The following is a 20,000-nucleotide window of genomic DNA, read 5'->3' as shown; positions in this document are numbered from 1 at the left end:
GATTGGCGCCTGTTTTGGTTAAGATGGACGATGTACAGCGATATTTTGCCGACAATGAGCGGAGGATGGAAGCGATGATTTATCTTGACAACAGTGCGACGACCAAACCATTTCCCGAGGTGGTCGATTCGTTCGTCGCCGTCGCAACGAACTATTTTGCCAATCCGTCGTCGCTCCATGGGCTGGGCATGAAGGCGGAGCGGCTTTTGGCGCAGGCGCGTGAACAAATCGCCGCCATGCTGCGCGTTAAGCCGAATGAAATCGTTTTTACCTCCGGCGGAACGGAGGCGAACAATTTCGCCATCAAAGGGGTCGCCTGGCAATACGAGCGGCGCGGCCGGCATATCATTACGACGAAAATCGAGCATCCGTCTGTCGCTGAACCGTGCCGCCAGCTTGAGGAGCTTGGTTTTGAGGTGACGTACTTGCCGGTCGACCGCGAAGGAAGGGTATCGGTTGAGCAAGTGGAACGAGCGCTGCGCGACGATACGATTCTCGTGTCGGTCATGCACGTCAATAACGAAGTTGGCACGGTGCAGCCAATCGAAGAAATCGGCGCCCTCTTGTCCCGCTATCCGAAAACATTGTTTCACGTCGATCGGGTGCAAGGGATCAGCAAAGTGCCGCTCGACTTGAAGCAAGCCGGTGTTGATTTATGCACGATATCGGCGCATAAATTTCACGGATTGCGCGGCGCCGGCTTGCTTTACGTCCGTGAAGGCGTCCGCTTGGCGCCGTTGATTGCCGGCGGCGGGCAGGAGCGGCAGCTTCGGTCCGGAACGGAGAACGTCGCCGCCATCGTGGCGATGGCAAAGGCGCTTCGCTTGGCCATGGAGCGGTATGAGCGGGACATCGGCCGGCTTCAAGCATTGAAAGACGAGTGGCTTGAAGCGCTCTCGGCGATTCCAGACATCGAGATCAACACGCCGCGCGATGGCGTCGCTCCTCATATCATCAACTTTTCGTTAAAGCGCGGCGTGAAGCCGGAAGTGTTTGTTCATGAACTAGAAAAAAATGGAATATACGTTTCGACGACGTCGGCCTGTTCATCGAAAAAAAAGGCGCCGAGCAAGACGCTTTTGGCCATGGGACTTGGTGAAGACCGAGCCGAGCGCGGCATTCGCATCAGCTTGTCGTTTGACAACAGCCGGGAAGAAATCGCGCCGGCGGTGGCAGCGATCAAGCAGGCGATCAAAACATTAAGCGAGGTAACGGAATAAGATGAGGAACTATGACCGCATTTTGATCCGCTACGGAGAAATGACGACGAAAGGAAAAAATCGGAACATCTTCGTCCGACGTCTTAAAAACAACATTGCCCGCAAACTGCAGGCGTTCGAGCGGATTCAGATTGAATATATGCGTGACCGAATGTACATTTTATTAAACGGCGAGCCGCATGAACCGATCATCGAAAAGCTGAAAACCGTTTTTGGCATTCATTCGTTCAGCCTGGCGATGAAGTGCAAAAACGATTTGGACGCCATTAAGGAAACGGCGCTCGCCGCCGTCCGCCAGCTCCCATACAAAGGAAAAACGTTTAAAGTGAGCGCCCGCCGCGTCGACAAGCAGTTTCCGTATCGAAGCGACGAGCTGAACTACGAGGTGGGGGCGCATATTTTGCGGCATACGGATGGACTTACGGTCAACGTGCGCGAGCCGGATATCGACGTGCGCATTGAAGTGCGCCAAGACGGGACATATGTCACATGCCGCGACATTTTCGGCGCCGGCGGCCTGCCGGTCGGAACGAGCGGCAAGGCGATGCTCATGCTCTCCGGCGGCATCGACAGCCCGGTCGCGGGATATTTGTCCATGAAGCGCGGTTTGGAAATCGAGGCCGTCCACTTTTTCAGCCCGCCGTTTACAAGCGAACGGGCGAAGCAAAAAGTGATTGACCTCGTGCGCAAGTTGACGACATACGGCGGGAGAATCAAGCTTCACATCGTGCCGTTTACGGAAGTGCAGCAAGCCATTTATCAAGGAGTTCCGAACGAGTACTCGCTCATTTCCACTCGGCGGGCGATGCTTCGGATCACCGATGCGTTGCGCCGCCGCCAGCGGGCGTTGGCGATCGTCACGGGCGAAAGCCTCGGCCAAGTCGCGAGCCAGACGCTAGAAAGCATGTACGTGATCAATGAGGTGACAAATACCCCGATTTTGCGCCCGCTTGTTTCGATGGATAAACTTGAAATTATCGAGCTGGCGAAGCAAATCGGCACACATGATATTTCCATTCTTCCGTATGAAGACTGTTGCACCATTTTTACGCCAAGAGCGCCGAAAACGAAGCCGAAAAAAGAAAAAGTGCTCCATTATGAGAGCCAGCTCGACCTCGCTCCGCTTCTGGAAAAGGCAGTCAATGACACAGAAACGCTCGTCATTGATGAAGAAACAGGGCAGGGCGATGAGTTTGCCGAGCTGTTTTGAATCTCAAAATTTACCAAAAAGCATCGCTGCATATCGCCATCTGTTTTCACACATTCTATAGGTACAAGGAGGTGAAAACAGATGGCACGCAACAACAGCAATCAACTGCTCGTTCCGGGTGCGCAACAAGCGCTGGAGCAAATGAAATATGAGATCGCTCAAGAATTTGGCGTGAACTTAGGCGCTGACACGACTTCGCGCGCCAACGGTTCGGTCGGCGGTGAGATCACGAAACGTCTCGTAGCCATGGCGCAGCAACAATTGGGCGGCGCACGCCAATTCTAATTTCATCATGATGGCTTACGCGGCGGGGGCATTCCCCGCCGCTTTCATATGAGAAAAACGGTATTCAAAATAGAACGACTATTTTGTATAATAAAGATGCCGACCAAGGTGAAACAAGACAGAGGGGGAGAGGAACGATGAGGCGGGAAGACTTGATTGCTCCCGAGCGCTACAATTTAACATCGGAAATGGAACGGCATGCGGCCGCCGGCCCGGATCGGATCGCGTTGAAATGGGAGAGCGAGCAAGGCGAAACGAAAGAGATTACATACGGCCGCTTGATGGCGCGCGCCAACCAAATTGGAAACGCTTTCTTATCGCATGGGCTCGAAAAAGGCGATAAAGTGCTCGTCATGATGCCGCGCCTCATTGAAACATACGAAGTGTATATAGGGGCGCTCAAAGCCGGGCTTGTCGTCATCCCAAGCTCGGAGATGCTGCGGACAAAGGATTTGCAATATCGGCTCGTCCATAGCGAAGCGAAGGCGGTTGTCGCTTATGCGCCGTATACGGACGAATTTGCGCCGATTGACGGCATCGAACGTTTGACGAAGTTCGTCATCGGGGAACCCCGGGACGGATGGATTCCGCTTGAAGACGCCATGGCCAAAGAGAGCGAAACGCTTGAGGCGGCGGATACCTCGCGCGATGATATGGCGTTTTTGTCGTACACATCCGGCACGACCGGCAATCCGAAAGGGGTCGTCCATTGCCATGGTTGGGCGTACGCCCACTTGCGCACGGCTGCGAAAAACTGGCTGTGCATTGAAGAAGGCGACCTCGTTTGGGCGACGGCCGGACCGGGATGGCAAAAATGGATTTGGAGCCCGTTTTTATCGGTGCTCGGCTCGGGGGCGACCGGTTTCGTCTACTACGGCCGCTTTGAGCCGGAAAAATATTTGCAGCTATTGGAAAAATACAACATCAATGTGCTGTGCTGCACGCCGACCGAGTATCGTTTGATGGCGAAAGTGCCGGACATCGGCCGCTATCATCTATCTCATTTGCACAGCGCCGTGTCCGCCGGAGAGCCGCTCAACCGCGAAGTGATCGACACGTTTGCCAAGCATTTCGGCGTCGAAGTGCGCGACGGCTACGGCCAGACAGAAAACACGCTGCTTGTCGGCGTCATGAAAGGAATGCCCATCAAGCCGGGTTCGATGGGGAAACCGACGCCAGGCAACCGCGTCGAAATTATCGATGAAAACGGCGAGCCGTGCCCGCCCGGACAAGTCGGCGACATCGCCGTCCATATCGAGACGCCGGCGCTGTTTAAGTATTATTACAAAGATCCGGAGCGGACAGCGATGCAGTTCCGCGGCGACTACTACATTACGGGAGACAAAGCGCGCAAAGACGAAGACGGCTATTTCTGGTTTGAAGGCCGCGGGGATGACATCATCATCAGCGCCGGCTATACGATCGGCCCGTTTGAAGTCGAAGACGCGCTTGTCAAGCACCCAGCCGTAAAAGAGTGCGCCGTCATCGCCAGTCCGGATGAAGTGCGCGGCCATGTTGTCAAAGCGTTTGTCGTGCTGCGCGACGGGGTCGACAAAGACGATCCGTCTCTGATTCCGGCCCTGCAAGAACATGTGAAACAGTTGACGGCGCCGTACAAATACCCGCGTAAAATCGAGTTTGTCGACGATTTGCCGAAAACGGCGTCCGGAAAAATCCGCCGCGTCGAGCTGCGCGAGCGGGAAGCCCGCCTTGCCGGCCGGTCGTCGTAAGCAGAAAGAGCCGGTTGAGCTGGCCGTTGCCAGAAGCGGAGCGATGTCCGCGCGGCGACCAAACAAGAGGGTGTCTCGTTGCGAGACACCCTCTTGCCGCATGCGCGTCGAACGGATTCGCCATTTTAGATCCGGTGTTTTGCCGGGAGAACAGACACACGCTTCACAAAAAGACGCGTTTCACTTTATCCCAGAACGAATTGTCTTTCAAGCGCACCGTTTTGACCACCCGGTCGCTTAAACGAATGTCAATCCGCTCAATATGCTGGATGCTGAGCGCTTCATTGTCGAGGCCGATGATCGGAAAATGGCTTGTTTCTTCCGACATTTTCAGCGTCAACGTCCGCGAGCCGCTCAAAATGAACGGCGAGCCGAGCGTCCGATAGCGGTTGCTGTTGAGCGAGGCGAGTTCGCTCACTTGAAAGCACGGCAAGAGCGGATCGACGACCGCTCCGTGCACCGATTTATTGTAGCCGGTGCTGCCGGTCGGCGTCGAAACGATGATGCCGTCGCCGCGGAACGTCTCGAAATGCAAGTCGTCGATGAAAACGTCGATCGCCATCGTTTTAATGATTTGCGAGCGGATCGAACATTCGTTTAAGCAGAAAAACGAAGCCGCGCCGTCGATCGTCACTTCGATGATTGGGTAGCGCCGCACTTCGAGTTTCCAATTTTTCGCCGCTTCCACCATATGATCGATGTCGTCAATATGGAAATCGCAGTAAAACCCGCGCGCCGGCAAGACGGACACGCCGACGTACAAACGGTCAGGAAGAAATCCCGTCTGCCGCACCGCCTGCAAAAACGCGCCGTCATCCCCGATGCTGACGATGATGTTCGCTTCCCGATAGTCGTCGACGACAACAAACGGACCGCGCTCTGCCAGCTCCATGAGCGGCTTCACCCGTTCGATGAGCTTGTCGTCGCGCTTATAAAAAAAATAAAGACGGTTGCGTTCCATATCCATGTTTTGCCCTCCTGCTGGCATCATCTAATCAATCGATGTACAATGAATATTGTACCACGTTTGCCAGGATTCTAAAAATATGGGCAGCCGATGCAGGGGGGAAGACGATGAATCGAAAACGATGGACCGCGTTGGCCATCGCCGCCGCCTTGTTTGTGATCTCGGTGCTTGTTCAAGCGGTTGGCGTTCTTTTGTCCGACAAGGCCGGCGGCTGGTCGGAAAGCTGGCTGGCGCTCATGGAGTCGCCATTTAGCGAAGAAGTCATCGCCGAGGGCGACCCGTTGAAAAAAATCGCTGTGTTGGAAGTGAACGGAGTTATTCAAGATGCGGGGGAAGCGGAGTCGTTTCTTTCCTCATCACAGTACAACCACCAAACGTTTTTGCAAATGATCAAACAGGCGAAAGAGGATCAAAACGTCAAAGCGATCATCTTGCACATCAATTCGCCGGGCGGCGGTGTCGCGGAAAGCGCGGAAATTTACGATCAGCTGATGAAGCTGAAAAAGAAGACGAACAAGCCGATTTACGTATCGATGGGGGCCATGGCCGCCTCGGGCGGTTACTATATCGCGGCGGCCGGCGATAAAATTTTCGCCAGCCCGGAGACGATCACCGGCTCCATCGGCGTCATCATGCAAAGCGTCAACTATGAAGGGCTGGCAAAGAAGTACGGCGTGGAGCTTGTCACGATCAAAAGCGGGCCGTACAAAGACATCATGAATCCGGCGCGCAAAATGACCGAAGCGGAACGGGAGATTTTGCAGCAGCTGATCAATGATTCGTATGATGCGTTTGTTGATGTGGTAGCCAAAGGGAGAAAGCTGCCGGAAGACACGGTGCGCAAGCTGGCGGACGGCCGCATTTATGACGGGCGACAGGCGAAGGCGCTCCGCCTTGTCGACGAGTTCGGCTACTTGGATGACGCGATCGCTGCGCTCAAAAAAGAGCATCATTTAACCGGCGCTCAAGTCGTAAAATACGTGAACGATGCGCCGTGGAGCTCTCTCTTTGAGATGGTGTCGAACCGGATGAAGCCGGACAGCGAGGCGGCCGGGCTCATCCGCCTGTTGTCGCGCCCATCCTCGCCGCGGCTTATGTATTTATACGCCGAATAAAGGAGTGGAAACATGACGGACATGCAAATAACGGCGACGCTGGCGGATCATCTCCCGCCGGCAGAGCGCCCCCTCTGCTACGGCGGCTTTTGGCTTCGTTTTTGGGCGTATTGCCTTGATGTCATTGTTGTCTCGAGCCTCAACCGGCTCATCGTTTGGCCGCTTTTTCGCCTGTTCGATTGGCCGCTTGCGCAGGACGGTTTGTTCGCGCCAGCGGCGGTCGCGGCCGCCGTCGTCTTTTACGCCTATTTCGTGTTGATGACGAAAGCGTTTGGGCAGACGCTTGGCAAAATGGTGTTCGGCTTAAAAGTGGTCGATGAGCGCGGCGAGCCGCTCACCTGGCTGACCGTGTTGTTTCGCGAAGTCGTCGGCAAATTCATCGCGAAAAAATTGCTGTTCATCGGTTTTTTGTTTGTTGCGTTTTCCGAAAAGAAAAAAGGGATGCATGACCAGTTCGCGGATACGATCGTCGTCCGCGAGTAACAATCCGCCTGCATCAAGAACAGACCGTCAACCAATGTCCGCCTGCCGAAACGGCAGGTTTATTTTTTTTCTAGATGGCGACAATGGATGATGAAAGGGAGGGCGGACATTGAAAGCAGTCATCGCGGTCATCGCAACGGTTGTTCTTTTGCTTCTTCTCGTCGCCTGGATGAAAGTATCGGTGACGGTCGTGTTTCGCCATATGAAAGACGACGATGAATGCAAAATCGTGGTGCGCACGCTGTTTGGCCTCCTCCGCTATACCGTCCGCATTCCGCTCATCAAGCTGGACATGGATCCGGATGCGCCGGGAGTGGCGTTTCTCCATAAAAAAGGAGTGGAGGGAACGCGCGGGAAGGAGGAAAAGAAAGGGAAATTGACCCTAAAAAAAATCGCCGACCTGTTTCGGCAGCTGAAACGGTTTCTCGAGCAAGTCGTCGACTTGCATGAAATTATGAAACAATTTTACCGCCACGTGACGATTACGAAATGGGAGTGGAAAACGAGAATCGGCACCGGCGACGCCGCGTCAACGGGCTTGCTCGTGGGGCTTGGCTGGTCGCTGAAATACATGATCATCGGCGCTGCGAGCCGCTATATGAACATGAAAACAACTCCGGCTGTCGCCATCGTTCCGGCCTACGATCGGGCCGCTTCGGAAACGGTGTTTTTATGTATGATTCAGTTTCGAATCGGGCATGCTATGGTAGCAGGATTGCGAGTGGTCAAACATTGGCGCGGATGGCGGTTGCCAAAGCGAAACCCATTGGCGGCCAAGCAGGCAAATGAAGGCTACTAGGAGGAATGACGATGACGAACCATCCGATTCAAGGGCTGATGACAACAGCGATGGAAAACTTAAAACAAATGATCGACGTCAATACCATTATCGGCGACCCGGTGGAGACGCCTGACGGGAGTGTCATTTTGACCGTCTCGAAAGTCGGGTTTGGCTTTGCCGCCGGCGGCAGCGAATTTATGCTTGACGGCCAGCAAAACGGCCACCAAGGGGCGCAAGCCGGCGGGAACGGGCAGGCCCAAGGGAACGGACATCCGTTTGGCGGCGGCAGCGGCGGCGGCGTCTCGATTACGCCGATTGCGTTTCTCGTCGTCAACTCGTCCGGGGTGAAGCTGCTCCATTTGGATGAAAGCACGCACTTATACGAAAAAATTCTCGATGTCGCGCCGCAGGCGTTTGAGAAGATTCAGGCGATGCTGAAGAAAAACAAGAAAGACGGCGCCGCAGGCCAAAAAGCAGACGACTTTGACATTTAGCCGGACCGTTGGCGTCTGGCCTTTTGTTTGTCCGCTGTCATGAACGGACAAAATCGTTGAAAAATTCCGTTCCGCGTTTTAGTATGGAAGTAGTACATATTTTTTCTAAAGGGGGAGAGAACCCATGGCCTATGTGACGTTTAAAGGGCAGCCGGTGACGCTTGTCGGCAACGAAGTGAAAGTCGGCGACAAAGCGCCGGATTTCACCGTGCTTGATCAAAACTTGCAGGAAGTGACGCTCGCGGATACGAAAGGACACGTCCGCCTGATCAGCGTTGTTCCGTCGCTCGACACCGGGGTTTGCGACGCGCAAACGCGCCGGTTTAACGAGGAAGCGGCAAAGCTCGACAATGTGAAAGTGTTGACGATCAGCGTCGATTTGCCGTTTGCGCAAAAGCGGTGGTGCGGCGCCGCCGGCATTGAGAACGTTCAAGTGTTGTCCGACCATCGCGATGTTTCGTTCGGACAAGCATACGGCGTCTTGATCAAAGAACTGCGCCTGCTTGCCCGCGCCGTGTTTGTCATCGACAGCCATGACACAGTGACGTATGTCGAATACGTGCCGGAAGTGACGAACCATCCGAACTACGAAGCGGCGATTGAAGCGGCGAAAGCGGCGAAATAATGAAAAGGCCCCGACCCGTTCGGGGCCTTTTCCGTTCCTATCGGCGCTTTTCTTGCGGCGCGAGGCGGACGGCCGTACAATATACAGAAGGGACGTTGGCAGAAAGGTGGGGACGTACAGATGATGACGCCAGTCGAACGGTTGTTCACGGTATTCGATGAAACGGCCCAACTTTTGCAAGAAGAATTGCAATGCACGTATTTAGAAGCCGTCGCGGAGACGGGGGAGAATTTGTTCCACGGCGACGTGCTGCAAGATGAGGTGAGCGAGCTGAACGCGAAACGGCTGAAAAAGCAGTATCGCGAACTGATGCTGGAACGGTTTCAAAACGAAGAAATCCGCAAGGCGTTTCAGCTTGCGGTGTTAAAAGGGATGCGCAAGCATGTTCAGCCGCACCACCAAATGACTCCGGATGCGGTCAGTTTGTTTTTGGCGTATTTGGTCCGCGAGTTTACGCGCTCGCATTTGGCGCTTAAGATCCTCGACCCGGCCGTCGGCACGGCGAATTTATTGACGGCGGTGTTAAACGGCCTTCGGGGAAAACAGGCGGCGAGCTACGGCAGCGATGTCGATGATCTGCTTGTCAAATTGGCGTACGTCAACGCGAACTTGCAAAAGCATCCGGTGCAGCTGTTTAACCAAGACAGCCTAAGGCCGCTGTTTGTTGAGCCGGTTGACGTCGTTGTCTGCGATCTGCCGGTCGGCTATTACCCGGATGACGACAATGCCGCCCGCTTCGCCTTAAAAGCGAAGGAAGGCCGGTCGTATGCCCATCATTTGTTCATCGAGCAAAGCTTGCGTTATACGAAAGAGGGCGGCTACTTGTTTTTCCTCATCCCGAATACGTTGTTCTCAAGCCCGCAGGCGGGGCAGCTGAACGAATTTTTAAAAGAGGCGGCCATTGTCCAAGGAGTCTTGCAGCTGCCGCTGTCGATGTTTCAAAACGATCAGGCGGCAAAAAGCGTGTTGATTTTGCAAAAGAAAGGGCCGAACGTCAAAAAGCCAAAACACGTGCTGCTTGTCGAGCTGCCGCGGTTTTCCAACAAATCGGCGATGCAGGCGATGATGGCGAAAATCGACGCCTGGATCACCGAGGAAAAAGAACGTTGAAGAAAGGGTGTCCCAAACGCAGCGGGACGCCCTTTTTGATCACCGTATAGGCCGTCAAGCCCCTTCACAAAACGAGAGGTTGCATCTTCCTCCCCTTGCGCTCACGCGTGGAAGTGGGGTCTTCTCGGCTCAAGATGATAAATGCTGCTCTTTTCTTCATCGAAGAATCGCTGTTTTTCACCGACCTTTTCGGTCAGCTCCGTTTTCATTTTTCACAACATAAAAACTTTTTCTTGCAACCGGTTGCGAAACAAAGCCGCGCTTGAAACGCGAAAACGGGAGGCATACAATGAAAAAGGCATAGTGAAACGGCGCCCAATCGCGCACACTAACGGTAAGCGCGAGCGGATTTTGGCAAAAAAGGAGCTGTGTTTTCGATGGCGAAAGTGCTAGCCGTTAATGCGGGAAGTTCCTCGTTGAAATTCCAGCTGTTTGAGATGCCGGCAGAAACGGTGTTGACCAAAGGGGTCGTCGAACGGATTGGCTTTGACGACGCGATTTTCACCATTGTCGTAAACGGTGAAAAACATCAAGAAGTGACGGCGATTCCGGATCATGCCGCGGCCGTTAAAATGCTGCTTGATAAGCTCATTCGCTACGGCATTATCCGTTCGTTTGACGAAATTGACGGCATCGGGCACCGCGTCGTCCACGGCGGGGAGAAGTTCAGTGATTCGGTGCTCATCACCGAGGACGTCATCAAGCAAATTGAAGAAGTGTCCGAGCTCGCTCCGCTCCATAACCCGGCCAACCTCGTCGGCATTCGGGCGTTTCAGGAAGTGCTGCCGGACGTGCCGGCCGTGGCGGTGTTTGACACGGCGTTCCACCAGACGATGCCGGAACAGTCGTTTTTATACAGCTTGCCATATGAGTATTACACGAAATTCGGCATCCGCAAGTACGGATTCCACGGCACGTCGCACAAATACGTCACCCAGCGGGCGGCGGAGCTTCTCGGCCGGCCGATCGAACAGCTGCGCCTCATCTCGTGCCATTTAGGCAACGGGGCGAGCATCGCGGCGGTTGAAGGCGGCAAGTCGATCGACACGTCCATGGGCTTTACGCCATTAGCCGGCGTGGCGATGGGAACGCGCTCCGGCAACATCGACCCGGCGCTCATCCCGTACATTATGGAAAAAACGGGAATGACGGCCGATGAAGTGATTGACGTGCTGAACAAAAAGAGCGGCATGCTCGGCATATCCGGCATCTCGAGCGATTTGCGCGACTTGGAAAAAGCGGCCGCCGAAGGAAATGAGCGCGCAGAACTGGCACTTGAAGTGTTTGCGAACCGCATTCATAAGTACATCGGCTCATATGCGGCGCGCATGTGCGGGGTCGATGCCATCATCTTCACCGCCGGCATCGGCGAAAACAGCGAAGTCGTGCGGGCGAAAGTGTTGCGCGGCCTCGAGTTCATGGGGGTGTACTGGGATCCCATCCTAAACAAAGTGCGCGGCAAAGAAGCGTTCATCAGCTATCCGCACTCGCCGGTCAAAGTGCTCGTCATCCCGACGAATGAAGAGGTCATGATCGCCCGCGACGTCATGCGGCTGGCGAATTTGTAGGGGTTGACGAGATTTACAAACAAAAACGTAATTTGTAACTAGCAAAAACATGCTAAAGCAACCTTTTTCATATTCGATTACGAATGTGGGAGGAGGTTGCTTTTTTCTTTGTCGATAAAAAAACGAGCATGCGTTAACAAAAAGAGAGTTTACACCATTAATGATGCGCTGAAGATTGTCCTAAAAAGAATCGTTGCAGCCATGTTGGCCAAAACAGCTGCCTCAAACAAACGGGGCGGCTATTTTTTTGTTTCATCGCTTATACGCTTTGTTGAGTGTTCATGGGTTCCCTTCGTTTTGCCTGTTTCCTCCCGGCAATTGTCGGAATTGCTGGAGGGAGTCGTTTCGCGCCAAAATGAGAGTGCACACTCGATTGAAGGGAGTGAACGGATATGGCATTGTTTCGTGATGATGCTCATGTGTATCGGGTGATCGGCGAGTTTATGCAAATTCCGTCGCGCCCAAGGACGGAAATGGAGCTGCGCAGCTGGTGGGGACAGCATCCAGCGTATCAGGAATACGGCAACGAGGTGGAGCAAATCAATCGGATTGGAGAACAAATCCGCCGTTCCCGCGCCGCGTTCGTCTTTTATTTGACCGATCCGGAGGCGGTCATCAGCATCGATGCGAGGCGGCCGGAAACCGGTGAAAACTACGCCATTTATTTCGGGCAGGCAATCGATGCGCCTGATGTTGCCATCAAGACGACCGGCGATATCGCCCACCAATTTTGGGGCGGCAACATCAACGTTCCATTGGCGCTCATGACCGGAAAAATGAAGGCAAAAGGATCGAAAGCGAAGGCGCTGCAGCTTCTGCCGCGCATCGTGCCGGCGTTTCCGCTTTATCGGCGCTATTTGGAGCTGATCGGTGAGGATGGACTTCTTCATGCCTTGTGAGCTCGGCGCTGACAGGAAGGTGATGCCCCAAACGTCATTTAGATGTTTGGTTTGATGGAAATTTTTTGTAGCCCGCTTTCATGGCCGGACAAATGTCGGGTGAAAACGCAAAAGCAAAAGGAAAAATCCGAGCATCATCGGGATGGATGAATGATTGAAAGCGGTTTATAGTAAAAGTGGGCCAAAAAATTTCTGATAGTTCAAAATATTAAGGAGGTACTGATATGCCCAGTGTGAAAGAAGTGTTTCAGATGATCGATCAACAATTGAAAGAAGACATTTCACGAGCGGAAGGAATTGTCGCCGTGTATCAATTCAATTTGAGCGGCGATGAAGCCGGCGTCTACCAAGTCGTGCTCCGGCCGGATGCAGGATTTGTCATTGAAGGGGAGCAAGAGCCTTCTGATTGCACGTTAAGCATGGACAGTGAAGATTTTAAAAAAATGGCGGAAGGGGAATTGAACGGAACGGAGGCGTTTATGAGCGGGCGGCTTCGCATTGACGGAGATATGGGGCTGGCGCTTCGCCTTCAAGAAGTGCTCGCCGCATACAACAGTGCAAAGCAGGCTTAACGGAGGAAAAGAGGGCGGTCGACAAATCGGCTGTCCTCTGACAAACCGATAGGGGAGAAGCGGACGATGCGTTTGACGGATATTTGGAAACGAAACATAGAGGAATATGGACCGTATCCGTTGCTGGTATTCGAAGGAAAAGAATATACGAACATTGAATGCGATACCCGTTCGTCTCAGCTGGCTCATGCATTGATTGAACTTGGGGTCAAGCCGGGCGACCGCGTTGTTGTAACGATGCCGAACAGCCCGGAAGTCATCATCGCCTTTAGCGGCGTCTTGAAAGCAGGAGCGGTTGTCGTGCCGGTGTTGCCGCTGTTGCAGACGCAGGAGCTCCATTACATTTTTAAAGACTGCCAACCGAAAGTGGTGCTGACGGCGGAAATGCTGTGGGCGAAAGCGAAAGAGGCCGCCAATGGCTTGCCGGCGCCTCCGATGATCGTCACGCTGGACGCTCCGGATTCTCCTCACTCTTTGCGAACGAGAATGGAACAAGCTCCTGCCAGCCTGACGACGTCGGAAGTCAATGAAAACGATCCTGCGGCTTTGCTTTACACGTCGGGAACGACCGGCCAGCCGAAAGGGGTTGTGTTGACGCACCGCAATTTGTCCACGAATGCGGAAGCGGCCGCTGAGATGGCGAAGCGGCTGCCGACCGAATTTGCACGCGTCGGCCTTGGGGTATTGCCCATCTCCCATGCGTTCGGATTTACGATGATGAACGTCGCGCTCCTTTTGGGGGATCAAGTCGTCCTTCTGCCGTATTTTGAGCCGAAAAAAGCGCTCGAAGCGATCGAGCGGCATCGGGTGACGCATACGGCGATGGTGCCGGCGATGTTTCATGCTTTATGCCATTATGCCGAGGCCGACCGGTACGACACTTCCAGCTTGGTGGCTTGCATATCCGGTTCTGCGGCGCTGCCGCCCGAACTTGCTGAGCAGTTTCAGCGCAAGTTCAACTGTCTTATTTTGGAGGGATACGGTCTGTCCGAGGCGGCGCCGATTGTGACGGCGACGGATCCGACGAAACCGATCAAGCTTGGATCAGTCGGCTTGCCGCTTCCCGGGGTTCGGGTGGCGGTCGTCGATGAATACGGAAATCCCCTGCCGCCAAACGAAGTCGGAGAACTGATTGTGTCGGGTCCAAACGTTTTTCAAGGCTACTATGGAAAAGACGAGGAGACCCGCCAGGCGCTGCGCGACGGCTGGTTGTATACCGGCGATATGGCGCGCATCGATGAGGACGGGTATGTGTTTATCGTCGATCGGAAAAAAGATGTCATCATTCGCGGTGGATTCAATATTTACCCGCGCGATATCGAGGAGCTGCTGATGTCCCATCCGGACGTGCTGGAAGCCGGCGTCGTCGGCGTCCCTTCACCGAAAATGGGCGAAGAAGTCGCCGCGTATGTCGTCGTTCGGCGCGGGGCCCAAGTGACGGAAGCGGAGCTGATCGAGTTTTGCCAAAAGCGGTTGGCGAAATACAAAACCCCGCGCTTTTTGAAAAAGGTCGGCTATTTGCCGAAAACGATGATCGGCAAAATCGACAAAAAGAAGCTGCGCGAATGGGCGAGCGAGTTCATTCCCGCTGTTCAATCGTAATGGAAAAGGAGAGGGGCAAGGTGATATCCTTTCAACCGTCGAAAGAAGAACAGGCGTTTTTTCAAGTTGCCCGCAGCCTAGCCGTTGAGAAAATTCGGCCGGTCGCAAGAGAGTGTGAAAAACATCGAACGGTTTCAGTTGATGTGAGCGAACGGGTGGATGAGCTCGGCTTGTCAACGCTCGAGCTTCCGGAATCGTGGGGAGGCTTGGAACTGCCGCTTCTGTCGCAATCGATCATCTGGCAAGCGCTCAGCTATGGCGATTTAGGCGTCATTCAAGGGCTTCCGGGGGCCGGGGAGGCGTCTTCCCTCTTTCGTCTGTCTCCCGAGCACCGCGTGTGGCACCGGTACCGGGAGATGGCGAAAGGCGGATGGCCGACTGTCGCCTGGATCGACGAAGCGGAACAAAAAGAACCGCTGAAGGAAGCGATTCGCGTGCGCCGGCGCGGCAGCGGATATATTGTGGACGGGGTGTCGTCTCCAGTCCGCTTGGCGTCGAAAGCCGACTGGGCGGTCATCGCCGCTAGGGACGAAGAAGAGGAAACGGTATTGCTCGCCTTTGATGAGCGAGTATGGGAGATCGAAGAAGGAGACATCAGGCTTGGGCTGCTGGCTGCCGGCATCGCTCGCCTTCGATTCGCAGAAGTGTACGCCGGTCCGGAACAACTCGTGGCCCGCGGCCCGGAAGCGGATGCATTGCTCAACCGCATGCGCGCCCGAAACCAAGTCATCGAAGCGGCGAAGGAAGTCGGCTTGATGGAGGCGGCGCTTGATTACACCATTGAATACACTGCGGGAAGAAAGGCGTTCGGACAGGAGATCGCCAAGTTCCAAGGGGTGTCATTTACGATCGCCGAAATGGCGTTCGAATGCCGCGGGGCGAAACTGCTTGTATGGCAAGCGGCCGCTGCAGTTGACCGAGGGGATGAACAGGCGGGCGGCTACGCCTGGAGCGCGTTGTCGCGAGCTCATCGTTCCCTGCGCTATGTCACCGATCAGGCCGTGCAAATGCTCGGCGGGCACGGGTACGTGCAAGAATACCCGGCTGAAAAATGGATGCGCGACGCCCAGGCGCAAGTGATGCTGTACGGCCGGGAAACGGATTGGCTCATCCGCCGCGGCGAACAGCTGCTGGGCAAACGGAAAGAGAGGGTGGCGCCATGATTTCCTTTGAATTCTCACCGCAGCAAAAACAAATCAAAGAACTCGTCCATTGGTTTGCTAAACATGAAGTGCGCCCGATCGCGCTGGAGGCCGACCGGCTCGGGCGGGTGCCGGACGAATGGCTGCAAAAAGTCAACAAAATGGGCATCCAGCTGAATGCGTCTTCGTTTGGCGGAGGGCGTGCTTCGGCTGATTCGGAAAAGAAAAAGGAGAAAAAAGAGCGCGAAGGCAACCGCGTGGCCGTCATCGCCGCTGAGGAGCTCGCGTGGGGATGCCCAGGCATCGCCCTTTCCCTTCCCGGCCCTGGCTTAGGCGGTCCGCCGATTCAATCGAGCGGCACGCCCGAGCAAAAGCAGCGGTTTTTGTCCATTTTCACGAAGGAGGAGCCGCGCTGGGGAGCTTACGCCTTGACGGAACCGGAAGCCGGCTCGGACGCGTCCGGCATCCGCACGACGGCGAAAAAAGTGGACGGCGGCTATCTCTTAAACGGGCAAAAAATTTTCATCACCAACGGCGCCCGCGCTTCTTGGGTCGTCGTGTTCGCCACGGTTGATCCGAAGTTGGGCCGCGCCGGGCACCGGGCGTTTGTCGTCGAAAAAGGGACGCCGGGATTTGTCGCGACCCGCACCGTCCATAAGATGGGTTTGCGCGCCAATGAAACGGCGGAGCTCTTGTTTGAAGACTGCTTTGTTCCTGATGAAAATTTGCTTGGCGGTGAAGAGCTGTACAGCGCAAACGAAAATCGCCCGTCCGGCTTCCAAGTGGCGATGAAAACGTTTGACAGCACGAGGCCGATCGTCGCGGCCATGGCCGTCGGCATCGCCCGCGCCGCCTATGAATATACGCTTGACATCGTTCGCAGCGAGTACCCGAAACAAGGACGGTTGTACTATGAAGCAGCCGCCCTGCTTGCCGAGGCGGAGCAAGAGATTGACGTTGCTCGCCTGTTGACGTGGGAAGCGGCGTGGAAAGCCGACATTGGCGAGCCGAATGCGATGGAAGCGGCTATCTGCAAGGCAGTGGCCGGGAAAATGGCGCTTCATGTATGCGCTATGTGCCTTGAACTGCTCGGGCCCGTCGGCCTTGACGGACATTTGGTCGAGAAATTGTACCGCGATGTGAAAGTGTTCGATATTTTCGAAGGCACGCAACAAATCCAACGCCTTGTCACCGCAAGGCGGTTGTATGCGCCATACGGGGTGCACGTATAGAAGAGCGAGGCGGCGACCCAAACATCTCCGCTCGCGGTGGAGAGCGATGATCATTTATGAAGTTGCCGGTTCGATCGAACGAAAGGGGGAATTCCGATGCCTTACGAAACGCTGCGCATCGAGCGGCGAAACAAAGGAGTCGCTTGGGTGATGATCGACAACCCGCCGGCGAACGCCATTAGCGAGCGATTAATGGAAGAATTGGAGAAAGCAGCCGATGAATTGGAAGCCGACCGCGGGGTGCGCGTTGTCGTCATCGCGTCGGCCCATCCGAAAACGTTTCTCGCCGGCGCTGATTTAAAGGATATGATTCAGCGAGGAACCCAGTTTGCCGGCAATGAAGCGGGCATCGCCGAACAAAGCGCCCGCATGCAGCGCTGCTTCGACCGATTCGCGACGATGCCGAAGCCGGTCATCGCGGCCATCAACGGCTACGCGCTCGGTGGCGGCTGCGAATTGGCGTTGGCTTGCGATTTCCGCATCATGGGCGGCGGCAAAATCGGCTTGACGGAAGTCTCGCTCGGCCTGATCCCTGGCGCGGGTGGCACGCAGCGGCTGACGCGCCTCGTCGGGCGGGCGAAAGCGACGGAACTCATTTTTCTCGCCAGACGGCTTGAACCGCAAGAAGCGCTCGAACTCGGCCTCATTCATCGCATCACGCCCCCGGAGCGGTTGGAAGAAGAGGCGGCGGCGTTTGCCGAGCAACTGTCAGAAGGGGCCGTACGGGCGATGGGGCTTGCCAAGCGGGCCATCTATGCGGCCGAAGGGCTTCCAGAAGACGGATTTGGCATCGAAGCGGCGTCATTTGCAGCAACGTTTAAGACAGGAGAGCCGGCGATTGGGCTGGCGGCGTTTTTCCAAAAGAAACAACCGCAATTTTTACGTTAAACGGAGGGATCACCGATGTCGTCATGGGCGGAACTGCTGAAAGGAAAAGTGGCGGTCGTCACCGGCGCCTCACGCGGCCTCGGGCGCGCGGATGCCTTGGCGCTTGCCGAAGCGGGAGCGGATGTCGTCATTACCGATATTTTGCTCGAATCGGATGAAGAAAGCAAACAGACGGCGCAAAAATATGGACCGCTCTCACAAGTGATGCAGAGTACAAAAGTGGTGTACGCCGAAAAGACAGCGGAAGACATTCGCGCCATGGGGCGGCGGGCGCTGGCTCTCAAAATGGACGTCACCGACCGTGAGCAAGTGAAAGAAGTGTTTGCCCGCGTCAAAGAAGAGTTTGGTTCCATTGATATTTTGGTCAACAACGCCGGCACGCTCGACCACGTTTCGCAAATCGAAAAGCAAAACGATGAGTTTTGGGAGCGCGATTTGCGGGTGAACCTGACCGGCACGTACAACTGTACAAAAGCGGTATGGCCGTATATGAAAGAGCAAGGATGGGGGCGGATCATCAACATGTCGTCTGTCGCCGGGACGCTTGGCGGCTTCGGCCAGGCGAGCTATTCGGCGACGAAAGGAGCGGTGCTGAGCTTTACGAAAAGCATGGCGCTTGAAGGGGCGCGCTACGGCATTACGGTGAACGCCATCGTCCCGGGCATCATCAACACGGAAGCGTTTCGCATGGGCAACCCGAAAATGAATGAGCGCATGATCCAGCGCACCGCGTTCCGCCGTCCGGGCGAGCCGGAAGACGTCGCCAATGCCATCGTGTTCCTTTGTTCCGATAAAGCGAAGTACATTACGGGGATTGGGTTGAATGTTTCAGGCGGCATCGAATTGTTTACGTTTTGACGAAACGGACGCCGCGCTTCGGGGCGTGCTGAAGGAAGTTCGATGTTCAGACAGAAAAGGAGGAGCGGCATGAGGGAAGTGGTGATTGTTGACGCCGTGCGCACGGCGATCGGCAAGAAAAAAGGGGCGCTCTCAAGCGTCCATCCGGTCGATTTGCTTGTTCCGGTGCTGCGGGCGCTTGTCGACCGAAATGGGCTGGATGCCGGCCTGGTGGAAGATGTCATCGTCGGCTGTGTGACAATGACCGGAGAGCAAGGGGGCAACATCGCCCGCCAAGCGGTGCTCGCCGCCGGATTTCCGGTCGGAGTGCCGGCGTTTTCCTTAAACCGGATGTGCGGCTCGAGCCAACAGGCGATTCATAGCGCGGCGCAGGCGATTTTGGCCGGCGACATCGACATCGCCATCGCCGCCGGGGTCGAAAGCATGACGCGCGTTCCGATGGGAAGCGACATGGGGCGGTTCAGCCGCCAGCTGACAAGTCGGTACAACATCGTGCCGCAAGGGATTTCTGCGGAGATGATCGCGAAAAAATGGGGGGTGTCTCGGGAAGAGCTTGATGCGTTTTCCTTGCAAAGCCATGAAAAAGCGGCGGCGGCAACCGACCGTGGGATGTTTGAGCGGGAAATCATTCCGCTTGACGTGCCGGGCGAGGAGGGGACGGTGTCCTTCACCCGCGACGAAGGGATTCGGCGCGACACGTCGCTTGAAAAGCTGGCGGCGCTCAAGCCGTCGTTCCAGCCGAAAGATGGCGTCATTACGGCCGGCAACTCGAGTCAAGTGAGCGACGGCGCGGCCGGCGTGCTGCTCATGTCGGCAGAAAAGGCGGCAGCGCTTGGCTTGCGGCCTAGAGCCCGCATCGTCGCCCGCACGGTCGTCGGCGAAGATCCGATTTTGATGTTGACCGGCGTCATTCCCGCGACGCGCCGCGTGCTCGACAAAGCCGGGCTGCGTTTGGATGACATCGATGTGATCGAAATCAATGAAGCGTTCGCTTCCGTCGTCAAGGCGTGGGAGCGGGAGCTCGAGCCGGATATGGCAAAAGTCAATCCGCGCGGCGGGGCGATTGCCCTCGGCCATCCGCTCGGCGCGAGCGGAGCCCGGTTGATGACGACGCTGCTTCATGAGCTTGAGGACATGGACGGGAAATACGGATTGCAAGTGATGTGCATCGGCTTTGGCATGGCGACCGCCACCATTATTGAACGGCTGTAAAGCAGAG

General features: G+C 55.4%; 20 protein-coding genes. 19 read left to right on the top strand and 1 reads right to left on the bottom strand.

The window, feature by feature from the left end:
- Positions 1-74: 74 nt before the first annotated feature.
- From QWV57_RS14260 to mbcS, 4 genes are all read left to right on the top strand, one after another.
- On the top strand, positions 75-1,220 hold the full coding sequence (locus QWV57_RS14260; protein WP_063193860.1) for a cysteine desulfurase family protein: 1,146 nt from the start codon (positions 75-77) through the stop codon (positions 1,218-1,220).
- Between the two features lies 1 nt (position 1,221).
- Positions 1,222-2,430 carry a tRNA uracil 4-sulfurtransferase ThiI gene (gene thiI, locus QWV57_RS14255; RefSeq protein WP_081212655.1) on the top strand — a complete coding sequence of 403 codons (1,209 nt, stop codon included), beginning with the start codon at positions 1,222-1,224 and terminating at the stop codon, positions 2,428-2,430.
- Between the two features lie 81 nt (positions 2,431-2,511).
- Positions 2,512-2,715, top strand: coding sequence for an alpha/beta-type small acid-soluble spore protein (locus QWV57_RS14250; RefSeq protein ID WP_011232268.1), 204 nt, complete (start codon positions 2,512-2,514; stop codon positions 2,713-2,715).
- Between the two features lie 137 nt (positions 2,716-2,852).
- Entirely contained in the window at positions 2,853-4,445 is a 1,593-nt protein-coding gene (gene mbcS / locus QWV57_RS14245) for an acyl-CoA synthetase MbcS (protein ID WP_060788019.1), read from the top strand.
- Positions 4,446-4,608: 163 nt separating this feature from the next.
- Here the strand turns inward: mbcS and QWV57_RS14240 are convergent, their stop codons facing one another.
- Complete coding sequence (locus QWV57_RS14240; RefSeq protein WP_063193152.1) at positions 4,609-5,412, bottom strand: NAD kinase; 804 nt, start codon at positions 5,410-5,412, stop codon at positions 4,609-4,611.
- A 107-nt stretch (positions 5,413-5,519) separates the two neighbouring features.
- Between QWV57_RS14240 and sppA the strand changes: the two genes are divergently transcribed.
- The 15 genes from sppA (at position 5,520) to QWV57_RS14165 (ending at position 19,993) form a co-directional block, all read left to right on the top strand.
- Complete coding sequence (gene sppA / locus QWV57_RS14235) at positions 5,520-6,527, top strand: signal peptide peptidase SppA (protein ID WP_060788017.1); 1,008 nt, start codon at positions 5,520-5,522, stop codon at positions 6,525-6,527.
- Positions 6,528-6,539: 12 nt separating this feature from the next.
- Complete coding sequence (locus QWV57_RS14230) at positions 6,540-7,010, top strand: RDD family protein (protein ID WP_013524344.1); 471 nt, start codon at positions 6,540-6,542, stop codon at positions 7,008-7,010.
- A 109-nt stretch (positions 7,011-7,119) separates the two neighbouring features.
- A complete protein-coding gene (locus QWV57_RS14225; RefSeq protein ID WP_015375630.1) occupies positions 7,120-7,809 on the top strand; it encodes a DUF2953 domain-containing protein in 690 nt (229 codons plus the stop codon).
- An 11-nt stretch (positions 7,810-7,820) separates the two neighbouring features.
- Positions 7,821-8,285, top strand: coding sequence for a GerW family sporulation protein (gene ytfJ / locus QWV57_RS14220; RefSeq protein ID WP_015375629.1), 465 nt, complete (start codon positions 7,821-7,823; stop codon positions 8,283-8,285).
- A gap of 124 nt (positions 8,286-8,409) precedes the next feature.
- Positions 8,410-8,910: a thiol peroxidase gene (gene tpx, locus QWV57_RS14215; protein WP_015375628.1), complete on the top strand. Its 501-nt coding sequence runs from the start codon at positions 8,410-8,412 to the stop codon at positions 8,908-8,910.
- 120 nt (positions 8,911-9,030) lie between these two features.
- Positions 9,031-10,020 (top strand): class I SAM-dependent methyltransferase, encoded by a 990-nt coding sequence (locus QWV57_RS14210; protein WP_060788015.1) that lies wholly within the window; start codon positions 9,031-9,033, stop codon positions 10,018-10,020.
- Between the two features lie 377 nt (positions 10,021-10,397).
- Positions 10,398-11,588: an acetate kinase gene (locus QWV57_RS14205; RefSeq protein ID WP_060788014.1), complete on the top strand. Its 1,191-nt coding sequence runs from the start codon at positions 10,398-10,400 to the stop codon at positions 11,586-11,588.
- Between the two features lie 392 nt (positions 11,589-11,980).
- A complete protein-coding gene (locus QWV57_RS14200; protein WP_015375625.1) occupies positions 11,981-12,487 on the top strand; it encodes a hypothetical protein in 507 nt (168 codons plus the stop codon).
- 224 nt (positions 12,488-12,711) lie between these two features.
- A complete protein-coding gene (locus tag QWV57_RS14195) occupies positions 12,712-13,059 on the top strand; it encodes an SCP2 sterol-binding domain-containing protein (RefSeq protein ID WP_015375624.1) in 348 nt (115 codons plus the stop codon).
- Positions 13,060-13,125: 66 nt separating this feature from the next.
- On the top strand, positions 13,126-14,661 hold the full coding sequence (locus tag QWV57_RS14190) for a class I adenylate-forming enzyme family protein (RefSeq protein ID WP_015375623.1): 1,536 nt from the start codon (positions 13,126-13,128) through the stop codon (positions 14,659-14,661).
- Between the two features lie 20 nt (positions 14,662-14,681).
- Positions 14,682-15,824 carry an acyl-CoA dehydrogenase family protein gene (locus QWV57_RS14185; RefSeq protein ID WP_033005181.1) on the top strand — a complete coding sequence of 381 codons (1,143 nt, stop codon included), beginning with the start codon at positions 14,682-14,684 and terminating at the stop codon, positions 15,822-15,824.
- Positions 15,821-17,035 (top strand): acyl-CoA dehydrogenase family protein, encoded by a 1,215-nt coding sequence (locus QWV57_RS14180; protein ID WP_015375621.1) that lies wholly within the window; start codon positions 15,821-15,823, stop codon positions 17,033-17,035. Before QWV57_RS14185 ends, QWV57_RS14180 begins: the two co-directional genes overlap by 4 nt.
- A 96-nt stretch (positions 17,036-17,131) precedes the next feature.
- Positions 17,132-17,923 carry an enoyl-CoA hydratase/isomerase family protein gene (locus tag QWV57_RS14175; RefSeq protein WP_015375620.1) on the top strand — a complete coding sequence of 264 codons (792 nt, stop codon included), beginning with the start codon at positions 17,132-17,134 and terminating at the stop codon, positions 17,921-17,923.
- A gap of 15 nt (positions 17,924-17,938) precedes the next feature.
- Positions 17,939-18,781, top strand: a complete 843-nt coding sequence (locus tag QWV57_RS14170) for an SDR family NAD(P)-dependent oxidoreductase (protein WP_011232252.1) — start codon at positions 17,939-17,941, stop codon at positions 18,779-18,781.
- 69 nt (positions 18,782-18,850) lie between these two features.
- Positions 18,851-19,993 carry a thiolase family protein gene (locus QWV57_RS14165; protein ID WP_015375619.1) on the top strand — a complete coding sequence of 381 codons (1,143 nt, stop codon included), beginning with the start codon at positions 18,851-18,853 and terminating at the stop codon, positions 19,991-19,993.
- Positions 19,994-20,000: the final 7 nt, after the last annotated feature.

The sequence above is a fragment of the Geobacillus zalihae genome (assembly GCF_030414215.1).
GTDB lineage: Bacteria > Bacillota > Bacilli > Bacillales > Anoxybacillaceae > Geobacillus > Geobacillus zalihae.
This window is presented reverse-complemented; position numbering and strand designations above follow the sequence as displayed.

What these genes read in the sequence shown, in the direction of transcription:
- QWV57_RS14205 (WP_060788014.1), top strand. Translation starts at nt 10,398, where the DNA reads ATGGCGAAAGTGCTAGCCGTTAATGCGGGAAGTTCCTCGTTGAAATTC.
- QWV57_RS14260 (WP_063193860.1), top strand. Translation starts at nt 75, where the DNA reads ATGATTTATCTTGACAACAGTGCGACGACCAAACCATTTCCCGAGGTG.
- QWV57_RS14165 (WP_015375619.1), top strand. Translation starts at nt 18,851, where the DNA reads ATGAGGGAAGTGGTGATTGTTGACGCCGTGCGCACGGCGATCGGCAAG.
- QWV57_RS14250 (WP_011232268.1), top strand. Translation starts at nt 2,512, where the DNA reads ATGGCACGCAACAACAGCAATCAACTGCTCGTTCCGGGTGCGCAACAA.
- mbcS (WP_060788019.1), top strand. Translation starts at nt 2,853, where the DNA reads ATGAGGCGGGAAGACTTGATTGCTCCCGAGCGCTACAATTTAACATCG.
- QWV57_RS14175 (WP_015375620.1), top strand. Translation starts at nt 17,132, where the DNA reads ATGCCTTACGAAACGCTGCGCATCGAGCGGCGAAACAAAGGAGTCGCT.
- ytfJ (WP_015375629.1), top strand. Translation starts at nt 7,821, where the DNA reads ATGACGAACCATCCGATTCAAGGGCTGATGACAACAGCGATGGAAAAC.
- tpx (WP_015375628.1), top strand. Translation starts at nt 8,410, where the DNA reads ATGGCCTATGTGACGTTTAAAGGGCAGCCGGTGACGCTTGTCGGCAAC.
- sppA (WP_060788017.1), top strand. Translation starts at nt 5,520, where the DNA reads ATGAATCGAAAACGATGGACCGCGTTGGCCATCGCCGCCGCCTTGTTT.
- QWV57_RS14195 (WP_015375624.1), top strand. Translation starts at nt 12,712, where the DNA reads ATGCCCAGTGTGAAAGAAGTGTTTCAGATGATCGATCAACAATTGAAA.
- QWV57_RS14200 (WP_015375625.1), top strand. Translation starts at nt 11,981, where the DNA reads ATGGCATTGTTTCGTGATGATGCTCATGTGTATCGGGTGATCGGCGAG.
- QWV57_RS14180 (WP_015375621.1), top strand. Translation starts at nt 15,821, where the DNA reads ATGATTTCCTTTGAATTCTCACCGCAGCAAAAACAAATCAAAGAACTC.
- QWV57_RS14170 (WP_011232252.1), top strand. Translation starts at nt 17,939, where the DNA reads ATGTCGTCATGGGCGGAACTGCTGAAAGGAAAAGTGGCGGTCGTCACC.
- QWV57_RS14210 (WP_060788015.1), top strand. Translation starts at nt 9,031, where the DNA reads ATGATGACGCCAGTCGAACGGTTGTTCACGGTATTCGATGAAACGGCC.
- QWV57_RS14190 (WP_015375623.1), top strand. Translation starts at nt 13,126, where the DNA reads ATGCGTTTGACGGATATTTGGAAACGAAACATAGAGGAATATGGACCG.
- QWV57_RS14230 (WP_013524344.1), top strand. Translation starts at nt 6,540, where the DNA reads ATGACGGACATGCAAATAACGGCGACGCTGGCGGATCATCTCCCGCCG.
- thiI (WP_081212655.1), top strand. Translation starts at nt 1,222, where the DNA reads ATGAGGAACTATGACCGCATTTTGATCCGCTACGGAGAAATGACGACG.
- QWV57_RS14240 (WP_063193152.1), bottom strand. Translation starts at nt 5,412, where the DNA reads ATGGATATGGAACGCAACCGTCTTTATTTTTTTTATAAGCGCGACGAC.